General features: G+C 69.0%; 20 protein-coding genes and 1 pseudogene. 5 read left to right on the top strand and 16 right to left on the bottom strand.

Going from position 1 to position 24,307, the window contains the following annotated elements; genetic code table 11:
- Position 1: 1 nt before the first annotated feature.
- From ACFYYW_RS01065 to ACFYYW_RS01040, 6 genes and pseudogenes are all read right to left on the bottom strand, one after another.
- Positions 2-208 (bottom strand): MbtH family NRPS accessory protein, encoded by a 207-nt coding sequence (locus ACFYYW_RS01065; RefSeq protein ID WP_352326996.1) that lies wholly within the window; start codon positions 206-208, stop codon positions 2-4.
- Positions 209-266: 58 nt separating this feature from the next.
- The gene (locus ACFYYW_RS01060) at positions 267-1,184 is read right to left on the bottom strand and encodes a TIGR03560 family F420-dependent LLM class oxidoreductase (RefSeq protein WP_387643518.1); all 918 of its coding nucleotides are present in this window, start codon (positions 1,182-1,184) and stop codon (positions 267-269) included.
- A 2-nt stretch (positions 1,185-1,186) separates the two neighbouring features.
- Complete coding sequence (locus tag ACFYYW_RS01055) at positions 1,187-2,461, bottom strand: condensation domain-containing protein (RefSeq protein ID WP_387645466.1); 1,275 nt, start codon at positions 2,459-2,461, stop codon at positions 1,187-1,189.
- A 73-nt stretch (positions 2,462-2,534) separates the two neighbouring features.
- A complete protein-coding gene (locus ACFYYW_RS01050; protein ID WP_387643516.1) occupies positions 2,535-3,728 on the bottom strand; it encodes a cytochrome P450 in 1,194 nt (397 codons plus the stop codon).
- Between the two features lie 348 nt (positions 3,729-4,076).
- Entirely contained in the window at positions 4,077-5,273 is a 1,197-nt protein-coding gene (locus ACFYYW_RS01045; protein WP_387643514.1) for a DGQHR domain-containing protein, read from the bottom strand.
- 697 nt (positions 5,274-5,970) lie between these two features.
- Positions 5,971-6,063, bottom strand: a pseudogene (locus ACFYYW_RS01040) (IS5/IS1182 family transposase); the annotation flags it as partial.
- Positions 6,064-6,549: 486 nt separating this feature from the next.
- On the opposite strand from ACFYYW_RS01040, the gene ACFYYW_RS01035 reads away from it, so the two are divergent.
- Together ACFYYW_RS01035 and ACFYYW_RS01030 are read left to right on the top strand one after the other, a co-directional pair.
- Positions 6,550-8,256: an ABC transporter ATP-binding protein gene (locus ACFYYW_RS01035; RefSeq protein WP_387643512.1), complete on the top strand. Its 1,707-nt coding sequence runs from the start codon at positions 6,550-6,552 to the stop codon at positions 8,254-8,256.
- The gene (locus tag ACFYYW_RS01030; RefSeq protein WP_387643510.1) at positions 8,253-10,046 is read left to right on the top strand and encodes an ABC transporter ATP-binding protein; all 1,794 of its coding nucleotides are present in this window, start codon (positions 8,253-8,255) and stop codon (positions 10,044-10,046) included. The genes ACFYYW_RS01035 and ACFYYW_RS01030 overlap by 4 nt, the downstream gene beginning before the upstream one ends.
- Here the strand turns inward: ACFYYW_RS01030 and ACFYYW_RS01025 are convergent.
- The 8 genes from ACFYYW_RS01025 to ACFYYW_RS00990 are packed head-to-tail and all read right to left on the bottom strand — an operon-like array spanning position 10,040 to position 19,204.
- Positions 10,040-10,765 (bottom strand): thioesterase II family protein, encoded by a 726-nt coding sequence (locus tag ACFYYW_RS01025; RefSeq protein WP_387643508.1) that lies wholly within the window; start codon positions 10,763-10,765, stop codon positions 10,040-10,042. The genes ACFYYW_RS01030 and ACFYYW_RS01025 overlap by 7 nt on opposite strands.
- A gap of 17 nt (positions 10,766-10,782) precedes the next feature.
- Positions 10,783-11,547, bottom strand: coding sequence for an SDR family NAD(P)-dependent oxidoreductase (locus ACFYYW_RS01020; protein WP_387643506.1), 765 nt, complete (start codon positions 11,545-11,547; stop codon positions 10,783-10,785).
- A 7-nt stretch (positions 11,548-11,554) separates the two neighbouring features.
- Positions 11,555-12,790, bottom strand: a complete 1,236-nt coding sequence (locus tag ACFYYW_RS01015) for an FAD-dependent oxidoreductase (RefSeq protein WP_387643504.1) — start codon at positions 12,788-12,790, stop codon at positions 11,555-11,557.
- Positions 12,777-14,465 carry a prenyltransferase/squalene oxidase repeat-containing protein gene (locus ACFYYW_RS01010; protein ID WP_387643502.1) on the bottom strand — a complete coding sequence of 563 codons (1,689 nt, stop codon included), beginning with the start codon at positions 14,463-14,465 and terminating at the stop codon, positions 12,777-12,779. Before ACFYYW_RS01010 ends, ACFYYW_RS01015 begins: the two co-directional genes overlap by 14 nt.
- Positions 14,462-15,451, bottom strand: a complete 990-nt coding sequence (locus ACFYYW_RS01005) for a UbiA family prenyltransferase (protein ID WP_387643500.1) — start codon at positions 15,449-15,451, stop codon at positions 14,462-14,464. The genes ACFYYW_RS01010 and ACFYYW_RS01005 overlap by 4 nt, the downstream gene beginning before the upstream one ends.
- Before the next feature lie 14 nt (positions 15,452-15,465).
- Positions 15,466-16,458, bottom strand: coding sequence for a polyprenyl synthetase family protein (locus tag ACFYYW_RS01000; protein WP_387643498.1), 993 nt, complete (start codon positions 16,456-16,458; stop codon positions 15,466-15,468).
- 40 nt (positions 16,459-16,498) lie between these two features.
- Entirely contained in the window at positions 16,499-18,385 is a 1,887-nt protein-coding gene (locus ACFYYW_RS00995; RefSeq protein ID WP_387643496.1) for a RiPP maturation radical SAM C-methyltransferase, read from the bottom strand.
- Positions 18,386-18,400: 15 nt separating this feature from the next.
- Complete coding sequence (locus ACFYYW_RS00990; protein ID WP_387643494.1) at positions 18,401-19,204, bottom strand: phytanoyl-CoA dioxygenase family protein; 804 nt, start codon at positions 19,202-19,204, stop codon at positions 18,401-18,403.
- A gap of 258 nt (positions 19,205-19,462) precedes the next feature.
- On the opposite strand from ACFYYW_RS00990, the gene ACFYYW_RS00985 reads away from it, so the two are divergent.
- Positions 19,463-20,602 (top strand): cytochrome P450, encoded by a 1,140-nt coding sequence (locus ACFYYW_RS00985; protein WP_352326374.1) that lies wholly within the window; start codon positions 19,463-19,465, stop codon positions 20,600-20,602.
- A 43-nt stretch (positions 20,603-20,645) separates the two neighbouring features.
- On the opposite strand, the gene clpX is transcribed toward ACFYYW_RS00985, so the two are convergent.
- Positions 20,646-21,935, bottom strand: coding sequence for an ATP-dependent Clp protease ATP-binding subunit ClpX (gene clpX / locus ACFYYW_RS00980; RefSeq protein WP_352326375.1), 1,290 nt, complete (start codon positions 21,933-21,935; stop codon positions 20,646-20,648).
- Positions 21,936-22,273: 338 nt separating this feature from the next.
- Between clpX and ACFYYW_RS00975 the strand changes: the two genes are divergently transcribed.
- Positions 22,274-22,867 carry a sugar O-acetyltransferase gene (locus ACFYYW_RS00975; protein ID WP_387643491.1) on the top strand — a complete coding sequence of 198 codons (594 nt, stop codon included), beginning with the start codon at positions 22,274-22,276 and terminating at the stop codon, positions 22,865-22,867.
- 460 nt (positions 22,868-23,327) lie between these two features.
- On the opposite strand, the gene ACFYYW_RS00970 is transcribed toward ACFYYW_RS00975, so the two are convergent.
- A complete protein-coding gene (locus ACFYYW_RS00970; RefSeq protein ID WP_387643489.1) occupies positions 23,328-23,522 on the bottom strand; it encodes a hypothetical protein in 195 nt (64 codons plus the stop codon).
- A gap of 14 nt (positions 23,523-23,536) precedes the next feature.
- On the opposite strand from ACFYYW_RS00970, the gene ACFYYW_RS00965 reads away from it, so the two are divergent.
- Entirely contained in the window at positions 23,537-24,256 is a 720-nt protein-coding gene (locus ACFYYW_RS00965) for a DUF4429 domain-containing protein (RefSeq protein ID WP_387643487.1), read from the top strand.
- The last annotated feature ends 51 nt before the right edge of the window (positions 24,257-24,307 follow it).

Here is a 24,307-nt window from a genome sequence, read left to right as displayed (position 1 = left end):
ATCAGCCAGCCTCGCCCGAGCGCATGGCCAAGCGCAGACTGCGAGGTCTCATGTCGGTCCACACCTCGTCGATGTAGCTCAGGCAGTCCTCCTTGGTGCCGGACTTGCCGCAAAGGGCCCAGCCGGCCGGCGGGTCCTGCTCCGCCCACCAGATCGAATACTGATCCTCGTCGTTCTTCACCACAGTGAAGAGATCCGGATTCGCCATGGTATTTCCCCGTCTCCAAATGCTCCGCAGCTCGGACACGCGGTCTTCGCCGCGCCTTTTACTGGACGATTTCCCGGCGGCGTGCCGCGTTCTGCAGCAGGGCGGGCTCCGCACGGCCCTCGCCCCGTACCTGCCTGGCCACCTCGGCCAGCATGTCGTACTCTTTTTCGTCCGCCGGATTCGGTGCGCAGAGGATCGCCAGGTCGACGCCCGCCTCGGCCATGCGGCCCAGCCGCTCCACGTGCAGCGGGACGTCGTCGCCGCTCACCAGCCCCACGGTGGTCCGCACGATGTCGTCGTACGGCCTGCCCACCGCCTCGCAGTGCCGGCGCAGGACCGCCAGTTTCCGCTCCAGCCCGGCCAGATCATAAAGGTCGTAGAAATTACAGGCATCGGCGTTCTCCGCCACGATGCGCAGTGTCCTGCGCTCGCCCTCACCGCCGATGAGAATCGGTATCCGCCCGGTCGGGGGAGGCACGTTCAACGGCCGCTCCAGCGTGAAATACGTGCCGCGGAACGGCGTCGAATCACCGTCGAACATCTGGCGTGCGATCCGCACCGCCTCCGTGAGCTCGCCCAGCCGGTCACGCGCCGACGGGAACCGCAGGCCCAGCGCCTGGGTCTCCTCCTCGTACCAGCCCGCGCCCACGCCGAGCCAGGCACGCCCACCGGACAGGACGTCCAGCGTCGTCGCGAGCTTCGCCATCAAGGCGGGGTGCCGGTAGGGAGCCGCCGTCACCAGGGTTCCCAGCTGCACGTCCCTGGTGCGTCCGGCGATCCACGACAGGGTCGTGTACGCCTCGGGCATGGGCGCACCCGCCCCGCCGAAGAGGGGCACGTTGAAGAAGTGATCCGGCGTCCAGATGCTGTGGAAATCCGCTCCCTCGGCCGCCTGGAGCAGATCGTCCAGCATGGACCGGCAGCCCTCCGGCTCCGCCGGCCAGGGAAGGCTCGCGAGATAGAGGCCGATGCGCATGCTCAGCCCTCCCCGCCCGACGACGTGATCGCGTCGGCCACCGTGCCGGTGGAGCCGCTCGGATCCGATGCCGCGATGGCCGCCAGCCCGGCGGTGACCCCGTCCAGGAACGTGGCCACGCCGTCCTTGTGGTAGCGCTCAGGGTTGCAGATGGAGCCGATGTTCACCTGCTCGCCCACTCTGACCTCGATCAGCAGCGGCATGACGTCGTTCCCGACGCTGTACGCCGACTGCGTCGGGACGGGTATGCGCGTGCCGAGGACCGGGTCGTCCTGCGACGGTCTCTCCGGGGACGCGAAGTAGTTCACCGTGAGCGCTCTGGCCAGCCGCATCATCGTCTCGAAGTCCATCGCACCCGTGCCGAGCAGGTGCCTGAACAGCCGCCCCAGGGTGAACGGCGCGGCGGAATACGTCACGCTGTCCAACCAGCCCCGCGCCGCGTTCCTGATCAGCCGCTCCATCGGGAGGTCCCGGTCCAGGCCGAGCTTCACGAAGGAGGTCCGGGTGAAGCAGCCGACCAGTCTCATGGAGCCCGGCACGTCACGGCCCAGGTGCACGTTCTTGACCAGCATGTCCGTGACGCCGGATCTGGCCATCGCCGTGACGCCGATCGACGCGATCGCCAGTGCGGGCATCGGGACCCGGAGCTTCCTGCTCAGCTCGAGCAGCCGGGTGGTGGTCTCGGCGCTCACCGCCCTGGCGATGGTGGCCGCGACCGCCTCTTTCGCGCCGGTTCTGGCCAGCTCGGTGGGCAGCTCGTACGGTGAGCTGTCAAGCAGCAGGTCCGACCAGTAGCGGACCTGCGCGTCGGTGACCGTCTCACCGGCCTCGCACTCCAGCCCGACGTGGTCGGTGAACGAGATCCTCAGGCCGGGCAGCTCCGGCTGCACACCCGAGCACAGGGCGGCATAGGCCTGGGTGAGCTCGCTTATGAGCAGTTCGAGACCCCACCCGTCGATGGCCATGTGATCGATGTGGAGCGCGAAGGCCGTCCTGCCCGCCTCCTCGTCACGGAAGAACGCGCTGCGAACCGGACCGTCCTTGTAGATGTCAGGGTGCTGCAACTGGAAGTCGGCCAGCGCCGTGTCGATCGACTCGACCACGTGCACCTCCGGCCGGGCCGGCTGCCCGGTGTCCCGGAACTCCTGCCGCAGCGATCCGTCGTCCTGCTTGAGCAACCGCATCCTGAGCGGCTCGTGCCGGGAGATCACAAGGTCGAGCGCGTCCGCGAGCCGTTCGGTGTCGATTCCGCCGGCGAGTTCGTAGGCGGTCATCATGGTCACTGGACCGATCGGGGCCAGTTCCTCCTGCGAGAGTGAAAGCGGCAGCGGCATGCCTACCTCGACTTCCTCACCAGGTGACCTCCAGAGAAGTCAGCCCATAGACAATATTCGTCGTGCGGAAACGTGCCTCGTCGTCCGTGGCGCGCAGGCCGGGAAAACGCTGCAGCAGCCTCGGCAGCGCCACCCTGAGCTCCAGCCGGGCCAGCGGCGCTCCGAGGCAGTGATGAATTCCGTGGCCGAAAGCGATGTGGCCCGCTTCGCCGCGCGAGAGGTCGAGCCGGTCGGGATCGTCGATCAGCGCCTTGTCGCGGTTTGCCGCAGGCAGCGAGCACATCACCAGGCTCCCGCTCGGGATGTGCTGTCCGGCGATCTCCACGTCCTCGGTGGTCCGGCGCGGTGCCGTGATGTGCACGACGGTGAGCCAGCGGAGCAGCTCCTCCACCGCGGCCTCCGTGAAGCGTGGCTGCTCCTGGAGAAGCTCGAGCTCGTCCCGGTGCCGCATCAGGGCGAGTGTGCCGAGGGCCAGCATGCTCGCCGTGCTCTCGTTGCCCGCGACCATCAGCAGGTGACCGAGACCCGCCAGCTCCTCCCTCGACAGCCGCTCGCCGTTCTGCTGCCGGATCAGGGCCGGGAGCAGACCGTCACCGGGAGCCTGGCTCATCCGGTCCACACAGTCGAACATGTACGCGCGGATCGCCTGCTCGGCCGCCATGCGTTCAGCCGGCGCGACCGCGATGTCCAGCATCCTGTCCACCTGTTCCTGCAGGAACGTGCGATCCGTCACCGGTACGCCAAGAATCTCGCAGATCACCAGTGCCGGGACCGACGTGGCGAAGGACCGGACGAGGTCGACCGGTGGGCCGCTGCGCGCCATCGCGTCCAGTTGTTCGTCCACGATCCGGCGTATCCGGGGCTCCATGCCCTTGATCCGCCCGGCCGTGAACGCCGGTCCCACCACCCTGCGCAGGCGCGTGTGCTCTGGCGGGTCGAACGCGAGAAGGTTGCCGGCCCGCAGGATCCGTCGTTGTTCCTCGTCGAGGGACGGCCCTGCCTGTCCTAGTTCTTCACCGCTCACGATGCGGAAACGTTTGTGGTCGCCCAGCACTTCGCGGACGTCCGGGAAACGGGTCACGAACCACATGGGCTCGATCCCCGGAATATTTACCGCCGAGATTCCGTCTGTGTCGCGAATGGCGACGAGCTCACGGCTCGGCCCGAATTCGGAGCGGCTGAAATGAACCCGTGGATCGTCTTTCCTCATGACAGGTCCGCACGCCCTCTCCAGTCGGTCCCGCACCGCTGTGCATTGGCAGAGTAAACGCCCCTATGCACGGCTGTCCATAGTCGTGTTTTCCACCGGAAAGCCCCGCGAAAATTCGGCCGCCGGGCCGGACAGAAGTCCGCCTGAAAAAAGGCCCGGGAAAATTGGGCGCGCCCGGCCGGTCGCTGCACAGTGCACGTCGCGCCTGTTTCCGCGGCACGCCGGAGCCCGCCCCGGTTCATCGCGTGAATTCGTGACCGAATACCTGGATCCGCCGTGGAGACGCGCGCCACCGGAGCCGGGAGGCCATGCCTCAACCGGCTCCCGCGAGATCACCCAGGAGTGGGCTCAGCGAATGATGCCCTGCTGTTCAGGGGTCGGGAGCGCCGACCGGAGGAGCGACACCAACCGGCGCAGGCCGCCGTTGCCGCTGAAGGACGACGCCGCGGATCCGACCTTCCAGAATTCGACGCCGGCGACCCGCACCTGGAGAGAGTCGATCACCGCGTATCCGGAAATATTCCGCAGCCACTCCATCACTTCGGCATGTTCCTGTACGTCGCCCAGTTTGCCGTCGCGGCTGCGGATCACCTCGATGACTTGTGGCAGCAGGGCATGGATCGCGTTTATTCCGACCCCTTTCTGGATGACATATTCGTCGGGATCGCCGTTGAACGCCTCCGGCAGGACCTCCGCAATTCCACACCAATGGGAGTTCACCAGCAATGCCATTTCCGACGGATCGGCGCCGCGCAGGAGCGGGAACTCCAGCACCGGCCGCAACGACCGGACGAACTGCGACCGCCCGACAATCCGGCCGTCGCCTTTCCTTTTCCTGCGGTTGACCGGACGGAACCTTCCCTGCCAGGGGCCGTCGAGTTTCTCCAGTTCCGCCACGGCCTGGTCGCCGCGAATGAGCCAGTCCTTTCCTTTCTCCGCGAGAGCTCCGCGGAGTTCGGTGTCCTCGGCCGCGAGCGCGGCGAGCAGCGTCCACGCCAGATCGGTCTGGACGCTGACCGCATTGGTATTGAGCTCGTAGAATTCGCGCGCCTCGGCCTTCCAGCTGAGGCCCAGGGTTATCGCCACCGGGACGGGGAACGAGGCGAACTCGTCGGGCATCGCGGTGAGCAACTGGGTGAGGGCGGCCCGGCGGTGCTGGCCGTCGTACACCCAGAGCGGCACCTCGGAGCCGAGCTCCAGCGTGGCGGGGCCCGACCAGTTCCCCCGGTTCCTGCAGGCCTCCTCGTAGGCGGCCCGCTGGCCGCCGGCCGGCACGATACGCACCGGCGGGAGATCGCAGTCTCGTATGTTGAGCATGAGCGGGTTGGGCATCGTACCGCCGCGCAGATAGTACTCGGCCACCTTCGCGATACGAAACCTGGCCACGGACCGCTGATATCCCGTGCCGGAAACCGGATCATGCGTGTCGACGCGGACCTGGCCGGCTATTATGCTGGCCGGCACATATCCGGTGAACATGAGAATTCCACGTTGAACGCAAAGCGCTCCGTGCAGGACGATGTCATCAGTTTTCCGGTCATTCACCTGGAGGACTCACTCATTCGCTACACCGCACCAGCCTACGAGTTGAATCGCATGCCCCGGATCAGCGTCGACAGCCCCACCCCGGACACACGCCGCCTGCTCAACCTAATGTCACCCCGGACGAGTAGCCTGCGGACCTTGAAGGCATCGCTTCACCACGTTCCACCGAGGTCCGCACCAGGGCACAGTTCGAAATACTGCTAGGCAGAGTAGATCGCCATATCGGGCCTGTCAATGTCCTGGATGTTAAATAGCCGATATGGTGGACGCTTTAGTTGTGTTGCAGAGAGCGGTTCCGCCGACGCAGCAGACGGAAACCGATCCGCTGCGATATGTGATCGATGATGTCATGTAGGTGTCGATTAGACTGCCCACCTCGATTCTCCGGCCGACCGGGGCGCGGGGGCGGCTCCGCGGCTGTCCGTAATACCCCCGAGGAGGTCGGAGGGGGCCGGATCAGGGCGCGGGTCCGGCGGGCCCGACGGAATCTGGACCAGGCCAGGGCATGCTCGGTCGGTGGCGCGCGAGTTCGGGATCAATGCCGGCCCCCTGGGCAGTTACCGGCTCCCGGCCCGTTCCGGGACGCGTGGGACGCCCCGGATGCGGACGGCGCTCCCGACGTCCGCACGACCGGACCGTCCGGCGAGGCGATGACCCGGACGTTCATCCCGTCCACGCGGCGCTTGCCGGAGACACACCGCCACGCGGTCGCCGCGGACACGCCGAGACCGGCTCCCAGTTCGATGATCGTCTCGCCCTTGCGCAGGTGGACCGGCAGCAGCAGGGCCTGCCGGCCGGGGCTGAGCAGCAGCCGGCCCGACCACAGGCGCCGCTGCTCACGCTGCGCAACCACCGGCGGAAGCCGGAACCGCGCCATCCGCCTAAATCACGAAGAGCCACTTTCCGACGAGTTTTCCGGGCGCCGCCACGACGAAATACAGCTGAGCTCACGGAGCACGCCGTTTTGCGAGATCGCCACTGTGACCTGCGAATATGGGGGCACGAGGGAGCCGTGGCATTCCTCGTGAGAAATTCAGAACACCTGCGCCGGCCACTCATTGGTGCCGTAGACTGCCGAACCCGGACTCAGTATTCTCTCGACATCCCCCTGATTACCTCGGAAGGAGTCGTCGTGACTTTTGCGGCACGCGATACGCTGCTGCGATTCTTCCCCGCTGTGGCGCCACGCTGGCGGCTGGTACGTCTCATGCTTCGGCTGAGCCCTGGCCTCGCTTTAGGGTGCGCCGCGCTGATACTGCTCAGCGCGGCGTTGCCGATGAGCGTCATCATTGTCGTGGGGCTGGCGCTCGAACGCGTTCCCTCGACGGTCGGCGGTGGTTTCGGCAGTGCGGCGGGCCGTGAGCTGCTCTGGGCGCTGGTCGCTCTCGGTCTTCTCTACGTCGGCCAATATCTGACGGAGGTCGCCAGAGAAGCGACCGCGCAGCTCGTCTCCGACCGCGCCAACGACGCGGTACGCCGGCGGCTGATGCTCATCGTGGACAAGCCCGCCGGCATCGCTCACTTCGAGGACGAAAAAGTCGCCGGCCTCATCACCACGGCCCGCGGCGCCGTCAGCGGCTTCACGGCCGGGACCGCGGCCAGCGGGCTGGTGAAGATCTGGAGCAGCGCCGCCGCCGCCGTCGGCGCGGGGCTGCTGTTCTTCACTCTCAACTGGTGGCTGCCGATCGTGGTGATCGTGGCGTGCGCGCTGGCCGCCAAGGGGAACCGGGCGGAGTACGTCCGCAGCGTGCAGGTCATGGCCGAGCGCGATCAGATCCTGCGCCGTGCGGCCTACCTGAGCGATCTGCTGATGCTGCCCGAGGCGGGGAAGGAGGTCCGGGTCTTCGGCCTGCTCGACTGGCTCGTTGCACGGATGACCTCCGAATGGCGTACGGCCATCACGCCGGTCTGGGCGACGCGCCGCAAGGACGCCCGCTCAGCGGTCTGGACGAACCTGCTGCTGCTGGCCGCGAACCTGATCGCCATGGTGGTGATCGCCCGTTCGCTGATCGAGGGCTCGCTCGGTTTCGGCTCGGCCATCATCCTGCTCATGGCGCTTCTGGCGGTGAACGAGCTCGCCACTCCCAGCCCGGACCTCCTGAGCGTGGAGTACGGCACCGCCTGCCTGCCCGCGCTCGACGAGCTCGAACGCAGGCTCTCCGCTGACGCGCCCCGGCAGAGCGGCGGCGAGGACGAGCCGCTCACGGCCCGCACGATCCGCTTCGACGGCGTCGGCTTCCGCTATCCCGGCTCGGAGAAACAGGTGTTCGACGGGCTGGACCTGGAGATCGAGACCGGTCGCTCGCTGGCGATCGTCGGTGTCAACGGGGCCGGCAAGACCACCCTGATCAAGCTCCTCACCCGCCTCTACGCGCCGACCGAGGGCCGGATCACCATCGGCGGCGAGGACCTCGCGGAGGTTCCCGCCGGGCAGTGGCGCCGCAGCATCTCGGCGATCTTCCAGGACTTCGTCCGCTACCCGCTGCCGGCCAGGGACAACATCGCACTGGGCGACCTGGGCAAGGAGACGGACGACGAAGCCGTGTCCAGGGCCGTCTCGCGGGCCGGCGCCGAGGACATCATCGCGGCGCTGCCCGCCGGCCTCGACACGCCGCTCTCCCGCGCGTTCACCGGAGGTCAGGACCTGTCCGGAGGTCAATGGCAGCGCATCGCGCTCGCCAGGGCGTTCCACGCCGTGGAGCGGGGCGCCAACATCCTCGTGCTCGACGAGCCGGCCGCGAACCTCGACGCGCGGGGTGAGGCGGAGCTCTACGAGCGGTTCCTGGAGATAACCCGCGGCCTCACCACGATCATCATCTCGCACCGCTTCTCCAGCGTGCGACGTGCCGATCGCATCGTGGTCATGAACGACGGACGGATAGTGGAGCAGGGCACCCACGAGGAGCTCCTGGACCTGGACGGGGAGTACGCCGAGATGTTCCGGCTCCAGGCCGAGCGGTACGCCAGCGAGGTGGAGTCATGAGCGCACTGCGTGAGCGCCTCAGGGGCATGGTCGCCATGATGCGGCTCGGCTACGAGGCGGACCGGATGCTGATGGTCACCGTGTACGCGCTGACCGCCCTCGGCACTCTGGCACTGGTCGGCTCCCTGTACTGCTTCAAGCTGCTGGCCGACGCCGTGCTCGCCGGCGACAGCGGCGCGGCCTACCGCGCCGCGGCGATCTTCGCCGTCGCCGTGGCGGTCAACGGGCTGTGCCAGTCGGTGGCGCTGGGCCAGCGGACGACGCTGGCCGACAAGACCAACCTGCTGGTCGACCGGCGGATCATGGAGATCACCTCCGGCGTGCCCGGTCTCGAGCACTACGAGCGCCCGGCGCACGCCGACGAGATCGCGCTGCTGCGGCAGCTCCGCTCGCAGCTCTCCCTCGTGGTGGACTACACGCTCGTCACCCTGGCCGTCGTGCTGCGCGTCGTCGTGACGACGGCCATCCTCACCGTGATCTATCCGGTGTTCATCCTGCTGCCGCTGTTCGCGGTGCCGTCCATCTGGATGACCGCGCGGGCGCAGCGCGCCTCCTTCGCGGCGATCATGAGCACCGCGGAGAAGGGCCGGCTGGCCGACGCGATCTTCAACGTGGCCATCTCTCCCGGCTCGGCGAAGGAGCTGCGGGTCTTCGGATTCGGCGAGGAACTCGCCCGTCGCGAGCGCGAGATCCGGAGCGACATGGCCCGCGTCCGACGCCGGGCGGCGCTGCGCGCCTCGGCCCTGAACGTCGTCGGCTGGCTGGCCTTCGCCGTCGCCTTCCTCGGCGCGGTCGTGATCGTCATCTTGCTGGCGATCGACGGACGAGCGACGGTGGGCAACGTCTTCCTGACGCTGCTGCTCGCGGCGCAGCTCAACAGCCAGGTCAGCATGCTGGTCACGTCGGTCAAGGGGCTGATGGGGTTCGCCACCACGACGGACAAGTACCTGTGGCTGCGCGAGATGGCCGAGCAGTGGAAGAGCCGCAGCGGCCACGGGCCGGTCCCCGAGCGGCTCACCGACGGGATCGCGCTGGACGACGTCACCTTCCGCTACCCCGGCACCGACGTCGACGTGCTCAAGAACGTGAGCCTGCACATCCCCGCGGGGTCGATCGTGGCCCTGGTCGGTGACAACGGCGCCGGGAAGTCCACGCTGGTCAAGCTGCTGTCCCGGTTCTACGAGCCGCAGCAGGGGCGGATCACCGTGGACGGCGAGCCGCTGGACGGGCTCGACCTCCAGCAGTGGCGGTCGCGGCTGTCGGCGGGCTTCCAGGACTTCGTGCGCTTCGAGTTCGTGCTGAGGGAGAGCGTCGGCCTCGGCAACCTGGAGCGCATCGACGACGAGGCCGCGCTCGCCGCCGCGCTCGACCAGGGCGGCGCCACCGAGCTGGTGGCCTCGTTGCCCGACGGCGCCGAGACCGAGCTCGGCGGGAGCTTCAGCGGAGGCAGGGAGCTCTCCGGCGGTCAATGGCAGCGCCTGGCGCTCAGCCGCGCGATGATGCCTGACTCGCCGCTGCTCGTCATGTTCGACGAGCCCGCCTCGGGGCTGGACCCGCACGCGGAGGCGGAGCTGTTCGACCGCTACGCGACGGTGGCCAGGCAGGCGGGCGCCAGGAACGGGGCCATCACGCTGTACGTCTCGCACCGCCTCTCGACCGTGCGGATGGCGGATCTGATCGTCGTCGTCTCCGGCGGGCAGATCGTGGAGTCGGGCAGCCACCAGGAACTGATGCGACGCGGCGGCGCCTACGCCGAGGCGTACAGCGCGCAGGCGCAGGCCTATCAGTAGGTGTGCTCACGCAGCCTGGCGTCGATGCCGGCGAGCATCCGCCGCTCCTCGGCGTGCAGGAAGAAGTGGCCACCGGGCACGGGTTCCAGCGTGAACCTCCCGGTGGTCCACTCCTGCCACGGCTCCATCGCCGCCCTGGCGACCGACGGATCAGCCTCGCCGTAGAAGGCGTGCAGCGGGCACGCCAGCGGCGGCCCGGGCCGGTGCACGTAGCTCGCGGCCACCGCGAAGTCGGCTCGGATGGCCGGCAGCATCAGTCTCAGCAGGTCGGTCTGGGAGCTCGCCGCGGGCAGCAGCCGGAAGGCACGCAGGTAGTCGATGAACTCCGCGTCGGAGAGCGACTCCACCGGCTCCGCCGAGAACAGGTGCGGCGCGCGCGTGGCGGAGACGAAGAGCTGGACGGGGGACGTCCTCCGGGCCAGCTCGAACGCGAGCAGCCCGCCCAGGCTGTGCCCGAACAGTGCCAGCGGCCGGTCCCGGAGCGCGGCCAGCTCGGCGGCGAGCACGTGGAGCACCTTGTCGAAGTCACGCAGCGGCGTCTCCTTGAAGCGGGTCTCCCGGCCGGGCAGCCGGACCACGGCCACCTCCACGCCGGGCAACGACGCCGGCCAGGCGCGGAACGCCCCGGCGCCGCCCCCGGCGTACGGGACGCACACGAGCCTGAGCGGCGCGTCCGGCCGGCGGGCGGGGAACCAGAACCACGGGCTCACCTGCGTCATCTCACCCATTCCCCTCGTCAGGTGCGCCGGCGTCGCACGTGCCTGCCCAGCACGCGTGCGACGCCTCGCGGCGCGAGATCCAGAACTGTCATGAGCGCTCTGTACCGCCGCCCGGGCACCGAGACGACCCTGCCCCGCCGCAGGTCCGCCAGCCCCTCCTCGACCACGCGTGCGGCCGTGAGCCACAGGAACGCGGGCCCGGCCGCGCGCACGCCGGCCCGCTGGTGGAGCTCGGTGCGCGTCCAGCCCGGGCACAGCGCCATCACGCGGACGCCGCGACCGCGCGTCTCGGCCGCCAGCCCTTCGGAGAACGAGGTGACCCAGCTCTTGCTCGCCGAGTAGGTCGTCTCGTAGCCGGGGATGAAGGCGGCCATGCTGGAGACGTTGACGACGTCCCCGCGCCCGCGGGCGAGCATCCCGCCGAGCGCGGCGTGGGTGAGGCGAAGCACGGCGGTGACGTTCACGTCGAGCTGGTGCTGCAGCAGGTCGATCGGGGCCGCGTCGAAGCCGTCGGCGACCCCCAGGCCGGCGTTGTTCACCAGCATGTCGACCGGCTCGGCCGAGAGCCGCTCCGCGACGAGCGCGCGTCCGGCCGGCGTGGACAGGTCGGCGGGCAGCGGGTGCGCCGTCACGCCGTGTCGTCCGGCCAGCTCCGCCGCGCTCGTACGGAGGCGGCCGGTGTCCCGTGCGACCAGGACGAGGTCGTATCCCTGCCCGGCCAGCGTCCGGGCGAACTGAGCGCCGATCCCCGAGGTCCCTCCGGTGACGAGTGCGACAGGCATGCCTGGATCACCTGCGCGTGAGCCCGAGGGCGGACCGGATGGCCCAGCCGGTGAACAGATCGGAGGTGAACCCGGCCATGCCCGCGACGATCCGGCGGCGGAGCACGTCGTTGCCGCTGTTGCGGCTCAGCAGCAGCGGGCGGGCCAGCCGTACGGTGGCGGAGGTGCTGGTGAAGAGCAGGGCCAGCGTGTGGCTGAGCCGGCTGACGTAGCCGAGGACGGGCCGCCGCGCCGCCTCGTACCGGCCCATCGCCTCGTCCACGGCGGTGGCGCTGAGGTCCCGCACCGCCTCCAGCTCTCCCGCCAGGCACCAGGCGTCGCCGATGGCGGCGTTCATGCCCTGCCCGACCATGGGGTGCACACCGTGCGCGGCGTCACCGAGCAGCGCCAGCCCCGGCACCTGCCACGTGGGCGCCACGAAACGCCAGGCCGGCAGCACCTGGACGCTGTCCAGCCCGGCGCGCAGCGGCCCGGCCACCCGCCGCAGCGCCGGGACCTCCCGCAGCAGGTCGTCGGCCCAGGCCCCGAGATGGCGGCGGCCGATGGAGCGGAAGCGGCCGGCCGGTATCTGGACGTAGAGCCGCGCCCGGCCGCCGGGCATCTGGAAGAGCACCCGCAGCCCGCCGGGCGTGAGGTACATGGCCATGTCCTCCCCCAGCTCGGGCGCGTCGGGCAGGTCGAGGCCGACGAGCTGGTGCGGGTAGCGCCGGATCCGCGGCTCGATCCCGGCGGCGTTGCGCAACCGGGACTCCCGGCCGTCGCAGGCCACGGTGAGGGTGGCCGCCACCTCGGTGACGCGGCCGGCGGTCCCCAGGTACGCCCCGGCGACGCGGCCGTGCCGGTCGCGCCGCAGCTCCCGCACCGAGGCGCCCTGCCAGTAGTCGACGGTGGACCCGAGCCGGCCGCCGAGCACGTCCCTGAAGTCCTTGTAGTAGTGCAGCAGGCCGTAGTCGTAGGGCTTGTCCAGCAGCCTGAAGTCGAGGTCGATGAGCTCGTCGCCGCGCGGGGTGTGGCAGCTCAGGCGGCGGACCGTCCTGGCGCCCCGCTCGGCCAGCGGCTCGACGAGCCCGGCGGCCTCCAGGATCTGCACCGTCCTCGGCTGCACCAGCTCGCCCTTGTGCGCGCTGCGCGGCCTCGACTGCTTGTCGGCCAGCAGGACCCGGTGTCCTTGCCGCCCGAGGAAGTGGGCCAGGGTCAGCCCACCGGCGCCCGCGCCGCAGATCAGGACGTCATAGTCCGGCATGGACGGCCTTTCCCGGGCCGGGCGGGGCCGTGGCCTGCCGGTATCGGGCGAGCGCCTGCAATGCGTAGCCCGCGGCGAGCAGATCGCAGGAGTACTTCAGGTCCAGGAAGTACATGCCGAGGATCGTGGGCTGCCACAGCCCGTCCGGACGCTGGTGCGACACCAGCCAGGCGACGCCGTCCTGCACGGCGGGCTCGCTCGCCGGGCCCGAGCCGAGCAGCCCGAGCAGCGCCCAGGCGGTGTCCTCGGCCGTCGAGGCGCCGAACTCGTCCTGGCCCCATCCGCCGTCGGGGTTCTGGTTGGCCAGCAGCCAGTCCCGGCAGCGCCGGGCCGTCGGGTCGTCGGCGAGCCCCAGCCCGGCCAGTGCGTCCAGCACGTTCCCCGTCCCGGCGACCAGGCCGCGGTACCAGGGCGTGGTGAACGAACCGTCCTCTCGCTGGTTGCGGCGGAACCAGGCCAGGGCCTTGGCGATCGGCCGGTCGGCCGCCGTCAGGCCGCCCGACTCGCGCAGCGCGGTCACCGCGTGCGCGCTCATCACCGAGCAGGCGCCGTCCAGGGCGATGGGGTTGTTCCTGCAGAAGCAGCTCCACGAGCCGTTCCTGCTCTGCATGGCGATCAGCCAGTCCACGCCCGCGCGTACCTGCCCGTCGGTACGCGGGTCGCCGAAGCGGGCGAGCGCGATGAGCGCGTCCGCGGTGTCGTCGGTGTTCGGCCAGCCGCAGCGCCACGACCATCCCCAGCCTCCGGGCGGGCACCCCGTGGCGGAGAAGCGGGTGTGGCGCTGGCAGTCGCGGATCCACTCCCGGGTGGCGGCGAGCCGCTCGTCGGAGGCGTACCCGGTGTCCTGGAGGCCGTGGGTGACGAACGTGGTGGCGCACAGCTCCAGGTCCCGGTTGACCGGCCAGGAGCCGTCGGGCCGGACGGTCCTGTGCAGGTAGGCGATGCAGCGCTCGACGATGTCGCGCCGCAGCCCCGCCCTGGCGAGCGCGAGGCAGGCCAGCGCCACCATGAACGGCGACTCCTGGTAGCCGCCGTCCTCGCCCTCGAACTGCTCGAGCTCGTCGAGGTAGGCGAAGATCGGCCGCTCGCAGACCCGGTTGACGGCTCTGCGCAGCGGGTTCCACGGGCGGGTGTGTGCCTGCATCATGCCCCACAGCAGCAGCCAGGGAACGGTGAAGGAGACCTTCTGCCGGAACATCCGGGGGAGGAAGATGATCTCCAACGGCAGGCGCATGATCTTCCGCTCGTCGTACAGCCCGCCCAGGCTGAGGAACTGCTGGCACATGAGGAAGATCTTGCAGATGTCCCGGTCCGCGACCGCCTCCATGCCGCCGAAGCCCTCGATGCGCTCCAGCCCCCGCCGGATGTGCTCGGCGGAGCCCTCGGGGTCGATCAGGGAGAGCGCGCCCGTCGCCATCGGGGTGACGTTGAAGGTGGACGGCGCCTTCGCCGCGTCTCCCCATCCGCCGTCGTCGCTCTGCGCCGCCCGCAACCACGCCGCACCCGCCCGGATCAGCGATGCGGAGCCGACGGGGTCGGCGAAGTGCAGGGCGACGATGGCCGAGGCCGTGGCGATCGGGGCCGAGGGCAGGTGGTCCTGCCAGGAGCCGTTCACGCGCTGCCGGCCGAACAGGGCATCGACGGCCAGCTCGACGCTCCGCCGCACGTCAGTCATGCGTTCATCCCTTCCTTCTCCCCTCCGGGGGCGACCTGGGCGAACTCGTACCGGGCCCGCATGATGCGCTGGGTGAGCCAGGTCAGGACGAGGACCGCGACCAGCAGCGGCAGGGCCAGGCCGGCTCCCGTTCCGAGTGCCAGCAGGGCGGCGGCGAGCACCAGCCGCTCCAGGACGAAGAACTCGTGCGCGCGCAGCGCGGTCCGCGGGGACAGCGGGCGCGGCGCCCGCAGGATCGAGACGAGCGCGGAAGCTCCCAGCGCGGCGGCGATCCCGAGCAGGATCCAGTACCAGCCGGCCGGGCGCGGCTGCGGGACCAGCGCGGGAACGGCGGCGGCCAGCGCCAGCACGGCGGCGTAGAGCACGGCCGCCCAGGTCAGCGCCACCGTCACGCCATGCCGCACGGGGACGGTCCCGTACCCGCCCTCCCTGTCGCCGTCCAGGTCGCGCAGCGTCCCCACCAGGTTCGAGCTCGCGTCGTGGAGCCAGAACAGGGCGGCGACGGGCAGCAGGTACGGCGGCGGCAGCGTGGCCGTCGCCATGGTGCCGAACAGGAACGCGAATGCGGTCAGGCCACCCCGCACCAGGTTGCCGGACAGCCCGCGCGCCTTGAACCACGTGCTGTAGAGGATGCCCGCGACCAGGGCCAGGCCGACGAGGCCGAGCGTGCGCCAGTTGAGCAGCAGCGCGCCCACCGCTCCTGCCGCGCAGCAGATCACCATCATGGCCAGCGCGGTGCGCGCGGGCAGCCGGCCGGACGGGATCGGCCGGTGTGGCTTGGCGATCGCGTCGAGCTTCCTGTCGAAGTAGTCGCCGCCGTACAGGCCGGCCAACCAGCCCAGCGTCGGCACCCCCCACGCGCCCAGGAGCTGCCACGGCGACGGCGACGGCGCCGCCAGGGCGCCGGCCGCCAGGCCGACGAGGCCGACGTAGGTCAGCCCGTAGGGGCGCCAGGTCTCGGCATGCGCGACCAGCGCGACTCTCAACCCGCCGCTCGGCATCAGCGCACTCGCTCGACCGCGTCGTCGGCGAGCTGCCCGAGCCGGTCGCGGCTCGGCGTGTCCGGCAGGAGCAGCAGCTCGTCCTTCGCCGCGGTGATGTGCTCCAGGGCGACCTTCCGGCAGATGTCGAGGACGCCGGTACGTTCGACGGCCTTGGTGGCGGCGGCCAGCGCCTCCTGATCTCCCAGCTCGCCGGAGAACGCGTCGTCGAGCAGCCGGACGGCGACGGGGTCCGCGCTCTCGTAGACGAGGATGAGCGGCAGCGTCAGCCGCCGGTTCCGGACGTCGCTGGCCGGGTGCTTCCCGGTCACCGACCCGTCGTCGGTGAACGCGAACAGGTCGTCGATGATCTGGAACGCCACACCCAGGCCCGTCCCGTAACCGCCCATCGACCGCACCGACGCCTCCAGCCCGCCGCCGAGCACCACGCCGCACTGGCAGGCGCTGCGGAACAGGGCGGCGGACTTGAGGTCCACCATGCGCAGGTAGCGGTCGCGATCGCGGATCGAGTTCTTGGTGATCTCGCTCTCCAGGTGTTGGCCGCGGCACATGTCCAAGCCCGCCGTCGCGGCGATCTCCAGGGCCCTGACGACCCGCTCGGCCGGCGCCCCGGCGCGCCGGCACTCGGCCAGGCAGAGGAAGAGATGGAAGATCAGGGCGTCGCCCGCGACGATCGCGTCCTCGATGCCGTACCTGGAGAACACGGATGGGCGGCCGCGGCGCAACTCGTCGCAGTCGATGATGTCGTCGTGGATCAGGCTTGCCGTGTGGCCGTACTCGCTGCCGACGGCGGCCGGCAGGACATGCGCGATCGTGCCTCCCACGGCGAGCGCCGACTCGACCATGAGCATCGGACGGAAGAGCTTGCCTGCGGGCATGAGGGCGTAGCGGCAGATGGCGTCAAGGCTGTCACCTCCGTCCGACCAGCGGTGGCCTAGCTCACTGATGATGTTGCCGGTTGGCTGAGTTCCGTTGACGTGCTTCGTGTGCACCGTACCGACCACCCTGGAGTTGATGAGACCGGCGAATTTCTCAGACGATTTCGAGCGAGGCCGGCAGGTCCGCCTGCGCGCCGGCTTCGGTCAGGACGAGGCTGAGGATCTTGCCGTCCTCCTCGAACAGCAGAGACCGCTCCCGCAGGAGAGCCAGCCGCCGCGCCACGGCCTCCGGGTCGAGCCCGAGCTCTGCGGCGAGCCTGTCCGGCTTCGCCGGCGACGACAACCGGTGCAGCAGCAGCCGGGTCTCCGCGTCCACGGGCAGGGTCGTGGCGGGCCCGCCGCCGCGCGAGTCGATGATCTGCTCCCGACCGTCGGCGCCGCGTTCGAGCGTGAGCGACGGCGGCCGCCGGGACCAGGCTCTGGTCCACTCCTCGACGCGCTCGCTCAGCCGCGCGTGCCAGCGGGTGGACGCGGCCGCGTACGGTCCGAGCTTCTCGTCGGTGAAGTAGTAGGCCAGGTCGGTGAAGGTGTCTTCGGGGAACGGGTAGACGTAGCGGTAGTGATCCGAGGGCCGCAGCTCCAGGCCGTAGAAGCCGCCGTTGGTGTGGTACGGGCTGTATCGGTCGAACCGCACCACGTAGACGCCGTTCGGGGGAGGCAGGTGCACCAACGACGGCAGGTCGTCGAAATACTTCTGGAACACGCTCTCGGGCTCGCCGGGGAATCCGATGAGCAGATTCCAGTACGGCTCGATGCCGTGCCGCATGCACTTCTTCAGGAACTGCAGGTTCTGGAAGGCGGTGGTGCCCTTCCGCATGATCGAAAGTGTCTGTGTGGAGAGCGCCTCGATGCCGGGCTGGATCTGGTTCACGCCGCCCGAGACCATGGCCTCGAGGTCGTGATCGGCGATCGGGACCTTCACCTCGTAGAAGATGGACGTGCCGGCCGGGGGCTGGAGCGGGCCGAAGACTTCCTTGGGATAATTTCGCGGCATGATGTTGTCGGTGCAGACGTAGCGGTTGCACCACGGCGCCAGTTCGAAGAGCCGCTCGAACTGACGGATCGCCTTGCCCGCCGACAACGCGCGGTAGTCCATGCCGAGCCCGTTCAGGCCACAGAACGTGCAGTGCGAGCGCGCACCCCACCAGCAGCCCCGTGACGTCTCGAAATAGAGCTGGGGGTGGGCGGTGCCGTCCTGGACCGCCTTCCAGAGCACCTCGTCGCGCGGTAGCGCGGTCAGCCAGCCCGAGTAGTCGGGAGGGATGTGGTCCTCGATGTCCCGGTCGCGGCCGACGGCGTTGCGGAAGCGGGGATCGCCGCAGTTGCGCCCGGTGACGATCCCCGGGATGGTATGGGCCGTCTCGGTGTCGCCGTTCAGCAGGGCACGCAGCAATTCGGGATAGGTGTGCATCGACGGACCCGAGAACACGAAGTCGATGGTCGGCGTCTGCTCGGCGATGACGGCCCCCATCGGCGCCTCGCAGTTCGCGCCGCCCATGAGCGTCACGACCTCGGGGTTGATCTCCTTGATCAGCCGGGCGACGGCGATGCTGGGCACGTTCTGCGCGAACATCGAGCTGAAGCCCACCACGTCGTAGGACGCCAGCCGGTACCGATCGATCAGCTCGCGGCAGCGCTCCTCCAGCCCGGGACGCCGTTGCAGGACGCGCTCGCGCAGCCGCAGCCAGCGCGGGCCGCGGTAGTAACGGCGGAAATAGGCGCGCTCATTGTCGCCCGCCTCCGGAAAGGCGATGTCGCGGAAGACCCACTCGCCCAGCCCGGCGAGCAGATGCTCCCCGTCGTTGGCGAGCGAGTCGTATTCAGGCAGACCGAAATAGCGCGCGAAATCATGGTTGAGGTAGAAGACGTCCGAGGTCACCTGGCCGGGAAATTCGTGGTGTCCCAGAGCGGCGAGCTGGCTGAGCGCGAAGGACGGGTAGTGCCAGTTGGCGAACGGCATGTTCACGAGGGCTATACGCATGGGCTCAGTGCTCGATCACAGTGTCTCACGCCCCAGCTTGACGATGGGGGTGGAATCCCGGTCGACCAGGAACTCCGGCCGGTTCGGATGTCGCGGCAGATTGGTGACGGAGTTATAGCTGATGATGAGCAGCGCGCGCCTGTCGGCCGAGAGATTGGCCGACGACGAGTGCACGATGCACGGATGGAACACATAAATGGTTCCGGGCGGTCCGGTCAGCACCTCGGTGCCCCGCTCCGCAGCCAGCCGCGAGGCGACCTCGCCGGGTACGGTCAGCGGCAGCGAGGCGCGCATGTTGACGCGCCAGTCGGCCGCGGAGTCGTCCTCGTCCTCCGCCGCGTTCCACAGCGGGCCGAGCCGATGGCTACCGGGCACCAGGACCACCGGCCCGTTGTGCTCGTGCGCGTCGTCCAGCAGGATCGCGATGTTCACGGCGTGCGGCGCGGGCATGCCGTCCTCCGTCTGCCAGAACGGGAAGTCCTGGTGCCAGGGCCACTCGGCGCCGTCCCTCGGCTGCTTGAGGTTCACCTTGAACTGGTAGACATAGGCCGGGGTGCCGAGGATCTCCTCGGCAACGTCGACCAGCGGGGGAAGCCGGGTCAGGTCCGAGCACACCGGGTCGAAACGGTGGCAGCCGTGAATTCCGCGCACCGCCTGCGAGCCTTCTTCGTATACCAACCCCGGACGGCGCTCACTAATGTGACGTTCCACGCTGTCCCGCAATTTTTGGATTTCGCCGTCGGATAACCGGTGGTCCAGCCGGCACCAGCCCTGGCGCTCGTACAGAGTTTTTATTCTGGTAATGGTCTGCTGAGTCATGAGCGCCCTCTCCGGGCCACTGCGGGCCGCTGCACCAGACATTCCAGAGGTCATCTTTGGCGATGACCGACGAGCTGTCAAGATAGGCGGGAATCGAGGCTGTGCCCCGAAATATTCGCCGCGAAAAAAGCGCCTGCTTCCCATACGCGGGCGCCCTTGTTATAACTTCCCATAACGAGCGACCACTGCCGAGGTGAGAGAATTCCCATGCCAGCCCAGGACGGTTTGCCGGCGTTGCCCTTCCCTCAACCCGACCCGATGTCCCCGCCGCCGCGGCTGCTGGAGCTGTCCGAACACCAGCCGGTCGCCCGCGTCCGCACGCAGGCCGGCGACGAGGCCTGGCTCGTCTCCCGATACGCGTACGTGAAGCAACTGCTCAACGACGACCGGCTGGGAATGTCGCACCGCGAGCCCGAACGCGCGGCCAGGATCTCGAACGCGAGCCTGTTCAGCGGCCCCTCCCCCGAGTACACCTTCGACACCGAGGTCGAGCGGCACACGGCGATGCGCCGGATGTTGTCGCCGTTTTTCTCCGCGAAACACATACTGAGGCTGCGGCCGAGGGTCGAGCAGCTCGCCGCCGAACTCGTTGCCGAGATGGCCGGACTCACTCCTCCGGTGGACCTGCACACCCACTTTTCCTGGCCGTTTCCGGTGCTGGTGATCTGCGAGCTGCTCGGCGTGCCGTACGAGGACCGCGAGCGGTTCCGCGCCCTGTCGTACACGATCGCCGGCCTCCGGGACAGGGACGCCTCGATGGCGGCGCTCGCGGAACTGATCGTGTATATGGGAGACCTGGCCAGGCGCAAGCGGGCCGAGCCGGCCGACGACGTGATGTCGGAGCTGTGCAGGACGCAGGACGACGACACGGTCGCCATCCGCAGCGCCGGACTGCTGTTCGCCGCCCACGAGACCACCACGGGCCGGATCGACGTGGGCGTGGCGATGCTGCTCGGTCACCAGGGCCAGTGGGACAGGCTGGTGGCGGAGCCGGAGCTCATCGACGACGCGGTGGAGGAGATCGTGCGCGCGGCGCCCATCGTCTCGATCGGGGGCGTCGTCCGCTACGCGCGGGCCGACATCGACGTGGGCGGGGAGCGGATCAAGGAAGGCGACGCGGTCCTGCTGAGCCTGGTGGCCGCCAACCGGGACCGGACGGAGTTCCCCGGAGGGGAGCGGTTCGACATCGGCTGCAAGCACGCCGGCGCCCATCTCGGGTTCGGCCACGGCGGCAGGTACTGCCTGGGTGCCCCGCTGGCGCGCGTCGAGCTGCGGGCCGCTCTCACCGAGCTGACCACCGCTCTGCCCGGACTCCGGCTGGCAGTGCCGCCCGGCGAGCTCAGGATCAGGACGAGCCAGCTCTCAGGCGGTATCGAGGCGGTCCCCGTCACCTGGTGATCAGCCGACGGGCCAGGAGGGCCGCCGGCGCGGGGCGCGGCTGCTACGCCGACTGTTCCCGGGGCCCGCGCTTCCTGGCCAGGGCGGCGCGCCCGAGCGGGATCAAGCTCGGGTTGACGCTCTGCAGCACCGTGTCCTCGGTGATCAGCACCCGGGCCACGTCGGTGCGGCTGGGAACGTCGAACATGACCGGCAGCAGCACCTCCTCCATGATGGCCCGCAGGCCTCGCGCTCCCGTGCCGCGCAACAGCGCCAGCTCCGCGATCGTGTCGAGCGCGTCGGGGGTGAACCCGAGCTCGACGCCGTCGAGCTCGAACAACCGCGCGTACTGTCTGACGAGCGCGTTGCGCGGCTCGGTCAGGATCTGGACCAGGGCCTCGCGATCGAGGTCGTGCACCGTCGTGATGACCGGCAACCGGCCGACGAACTCTGGGATCATGCCGTACTTGACCAGGTCCTCCGGCATGAGTGCCGCCAATGCGTCACCGTGGCCGTGCTGCTCGCCCGCCGGGCGCAGCACCGCATTGAAGCCCATCCGCCGCTGCCCGACGCGCTGCTCGACGATCTGGTCGAGGCCCGCGAAGGCGCCCCCGCAGATGAACAGGACGTTGGTGGTGTCGATCAGGATGAGCTCCTGCTGCGGGTGCTTGCGGCCGCCCTGCGGCGGGACGGACGCCGTGGTGCCCTCCAGGATCCGCAGCAGCGCCTGCTGGACGCCTTCGCCCGACACGTCCCTCATGATGGACGGGTTCTCGCTCTTGCGGGCGATCTTGTCGATCTCGTCGATGTAGACGATGCCCGTCTCGGCCTTGCGCAGGTCGTGGTCGGCGGCCTGAATGAGCTTGAGCAGGATGTTCTCGACATCCTCGCCCACGTAGCCGGCCTCGGTCAGAGTCGTCGCGTCGGCGATCGCGAACGGCAGGTCGAGGAGCTTGGCCAGGGTCTGGGCCAGGAGCGTCTTGCCCGACCCCGAGGGCCCGAGCAGCAGGATGTTGGACTTTGCGAGCTCGACGTCGTCGCCGCGCGAGCCGGTGCTGCCGGAGAAGACGCGCTTGTAATGGTTGTAGACCGTGACCGACAGCGTTTTCTTGGACTTCTCCTGTCCGACGACGTGCGCGTCGAGGAACTTGTAGATCTCGTGCGGCTTGGGCAGGTTGCCGCGCCTGACCTCGGTGGTCTCCTCGGTTTCTTCCTCGAAGATCTCGTTGCAGATCTGGATGCACTCCTGGCAGATGTAGACGCCCGGGCCCGCAATGAGCCTCCTGGCCTGCCGCTGGCTCATTCCGCAGAACGAGCATTTGAGCTGATCCGCACGATCACCGAGGCGTGCCATTTCAGTCGCTCCTTCGCATCTGGCCACCCCTGGCGGAGTATCCCAGTCGTTCGGAACCTCTGGATTCGAGGCCACCTGTGCCGACATTATCCCGGCGGGGTCTCTTCCCCGGTCCGGACGCTGCCAAGCGCGGACTTCCGCGTTTTTTCGCTCCACAGCGTACACGCCTGGGACGCCCCCTCGACCGGGGCAGGGAAGGCGGCGATCCTCGTGCGCGCCGGGCTTCCGACCATGCCCGCCATAAATGGCGACGGCGCGCGAATTTCGGTCCGAAAATTATTGACGGTCCGGCGGCGGAGAGCGGTCTCGCGGAACTCCGGAGTCGCGGGTTACACTCGATGATCGCCCGGATCCACACCATGGAGAGGTCATCGATGGCGTCAGCGAAAGAGAAGATGCTTGCGGGCGAGCTTTATATCGCGGACGATCCCGAACTCAACGCCGAACGGCTCGAAACGGCCCTGATCGTGGCGCGATTCAATTCGTCGAGCGCCGCCGATCCACAGCTCCGGCAGCTGATTCTGAAAGAGCTGTGCGGTTCCGTCGGCGATTCGGTCGAGGTGCGGCCGCCGTTCAGTTGTGTTTACGGTGAGCCGATCTCCCTCGGCCACCGGGTGTTCGTGAACTTCGGCTGTGTTTTTCTCGACATGGCGCCCGTCGACGTCGGCGACGGGGCGTGGCTGGGCCCGGGCGTCCAGTTGCTCACCGGCACCCACCCGCTCGACCCCACCTTGCGGAAGGCAGGTTACGAGTACGGCGAGAAGATCACCGTGGGGCCCGACGCGTGGCTCGGCGGTGGCGTGATCGTGCTGCCGGGGGTCACGATCGGCGAGGGTTCCGTGGTCGGCGCCGGCAGCGTGGTCACGAAGGACGTCCCCGCCGGCGTCGTCGCCTACGGGAACCCGGCTCGCGTCATCCGCACCCTGACCTGAGCCCCCGCACGATCACCATGCCCGCACCGCCGTGTCACCGGGCGCACGTCGCCGGGGCACCCCCGATGGCTGATGCCGTCGACACGCAGGGCGAGATCACCGGATGGGCCGAGGTTGCCCAGGAGATCACTCTCAAGATCGAGGAAACAGAAAAGGCCGATTGACCTGGGCATATGCCCAAGTCGATCGGCCTTTGCAACCGTCGGGACGACAGGATCTGAACCTGCGACCCCTTGCCCCCCAGAACATGGGAGCAGCCGTTTCCGCACGTCAAACACACTCTTGCATTGAGCAAGCCATTCGTCGGCCTGCGTATCCTGCCGACCACGACAGGCCATCATCTCTCACATCAGGTCGGAAATTTGGCAGACAGCCTCGGTTGCAGCCTTCACGGATCACCCACTCATATGCGGCTTGAACTGCATGGATGGAGTTTTCGGCAGCCGCAGAACCGATCACCTCAGCGGCCGACATGGAAGGGGTGGCCGTGCGTCACCATGCTGCGGTCACGGTCGACCGCTTCCTGCTCCTCCGAAGTGCGCCGGCAGAAGTCGCCGTAGTCATCGTCGCTGAACGTGGCGGCCGGCGACGTGCGCAGGCCCGGCGAGTTCGTCGCGGTGGTCGCCCGTCTGCGTAGCCGCCAGTGTTCGGGCACCTATCCTTGCCTGCATGGGTGACGTACTGAAGGGGCGAGGTTGCGCGTGGGAGTTCGAGGACGGTGGGCTGCGCATCACGCCTGAGCCGGGTAAGGCGTCGAAACTGAGCATGGAGCTCGGAGAGCGGTTCGTGCCGTACGACGCGCTGGCCGATGTCATGCTGGAGCCTGGTGCACGTGGCAGGGTGGTGTTGCGGGTGGTTCCCCGGGAGGGAGCCGATCCGGTCATGTCCGCGGCAACGGGGCAGCTCCAGGAGTCGCTCGATCCGTACCGGCTGGTGCTGCCCGCCGCCACGAAGACGCTGGCCGACCAGTATGCCAACGAGGTGCGCGCGGCCCTGTCCCAGCGCGGTCCGGCTGAGCGGTTCCTGATCGCCGGTCCTTCGGTACCGCGTCGTTTCAAGGCATGGGACGGTGAGGCCGCCTTCGACGGGCAGGCTGTCACCTTCACCTGGTTCGCGTCCGGAGCTTCCCCGGCCAAGTACACGGCAGGTGACCGGCGTTACCCGATCACCGAGATCGAGGGCGTCGAGTGGAATGCACTGGAGGACGCTCGCGGGTCATTGCGGCTGCGCATCCGTGGGCACCAGGCCCTCTCCAACCCCAACAACGATCCCGCCTCCGTGGTGTTCGGCATCGGCTGGGGAGCCACGCATCACTCCCTGCCCTTCGCCGCCGCCGTGCTGGCCGCCGTACAAGCTTCCATGATCGAACAGGTCGCGGCGGAAGGCTGAGCTGCTGTCCCGTATGTGATTTTGTGCGGTTCCGATCGTGGATCAAGAATC

This window comes from Nonomuraea sp. NPDC001831, assembly GCF_042892035.1.
Taxonomy (GTDB): Bacteria; Actinomycetota; Actinomycetes; order Streptosporangiales; family Streptosporangiaceae; genus Nonomuraea.
Note: the sequence above shows the minus strand (reverse complement) of the source record. Positions and strands in the feature narration are given on the sequence as shown.

Coding starts and splice junctions, on each gene's coding strand:
- ACFYYW_RS01065 (WP_352326996.1), bottom strand. CDS start 208: ATGGCGAATCCGGATCTCTTCACTGTGGTGAAGAACGACGAGGATCAG.
- ACFYYW_RS01060 (WP_387643518.1), bottom strand. CDS start 1,184: ATGCGCATCGGCCTCTATCTCGCGAGCCTTCCCTGGCCGGCGGAGCCG.
- ACFYYW_RS01055 (WP_387645466.1), bottom strand. CDS start 2,461: ATGATGACCGCCTACGAACTCGCCGGCGGAATCGACACCGAACGGCTC.
- ACFYYW_RS01050 (WP_387643516.1), bottom strand. CDS start 3,728: ATGAGGAAAGACGATCCACGGGTTCATTTCAGCCGCTCCGAATTCGGG.
- ACFYYW_RS01035 (WP_387643512.1), top strand. CDS start 6,550: ATGAGCGTCATCATTGTCGTGGGGCTGGCGCTCGAACGCGTTCCCTCG.
- ACFYYW_RS01030 (WP_387643510.1), top strand. CDS start 8,253: ATGAGCGCACTGCGTGAGCGCCTCAGGGGCATGGTCGCCATGATGCGG.
- ACFYYW_RS01025 (WP_387643508.1), bottom strand. CDS start 10,765: ATGACGCAGGTGAGCCCGTGGTTCTGGTTCCCCGCCCGCCGGCCGGAC.
- ACFYYW_RS01020 (WP_387643506.1), bottom strand. CDS start 11,547: ATGCCTGTCGCACTCGTCACCGGAGGGACCTCGGGGATCGGCGCTCAG.
- ACFYYW_RS01015 (WP_387643504.1), bottom strand. CDS start 12,790: ATGCCGGACTATGACGTCCTGATCTGCGGCGCGGGCGCCGGTGGGCTG.
- ACFYYW_RS01010 (WP_387643502.1), bottom strand. CDS start 14,465: ATGACTGACGTGCGGCGGAGCGTCGAGCTGGCCGTCGATGCCCTGTTC.
- ACFYYW_RS00995 (WP_387643496.1), bottom strand. CDS start 18,385: ATGCGTATAGCCCTCGTGAACATGCCGTTCGCCAACTGGCACTACCCG.
- ACFYYW_RS00990 (WP_387643494.1), bottom strand. CDS start 19,204: ATGACTCAGCAGACCATTACCAGAATAAAAACTCTGTACGAGCGCCAG.
- ACFYYW_RS00985 (WP_352326374.1), top strand. CDS start 19,463: ATGTCCCCGCCGCCGCGGCTGCTGGAGCTGTCCGAACACCAGCCGGTC.
- clpX (WP_352326375.1), bottom strand. CDS start 21,935: ATGGCACGCCTCGGTGATCGTGCGGATCAGCTCAAATGCTCGTTCTGC.
- ACFYYW_RS00975 (WP_387643491.1), top strand. CDS start 22,274: ATGATCGCCCGGATCCACACCATGGAGAGGTCATCGATGGCGTCAGCG.
- ACFYYW_RS00965 (WP_387643487.1), top strand. CDS start 23,537: ATGGGTGACGTACTGAAGGGGCGAGGTTGCGCGTGGGAGTTCGAGGAC.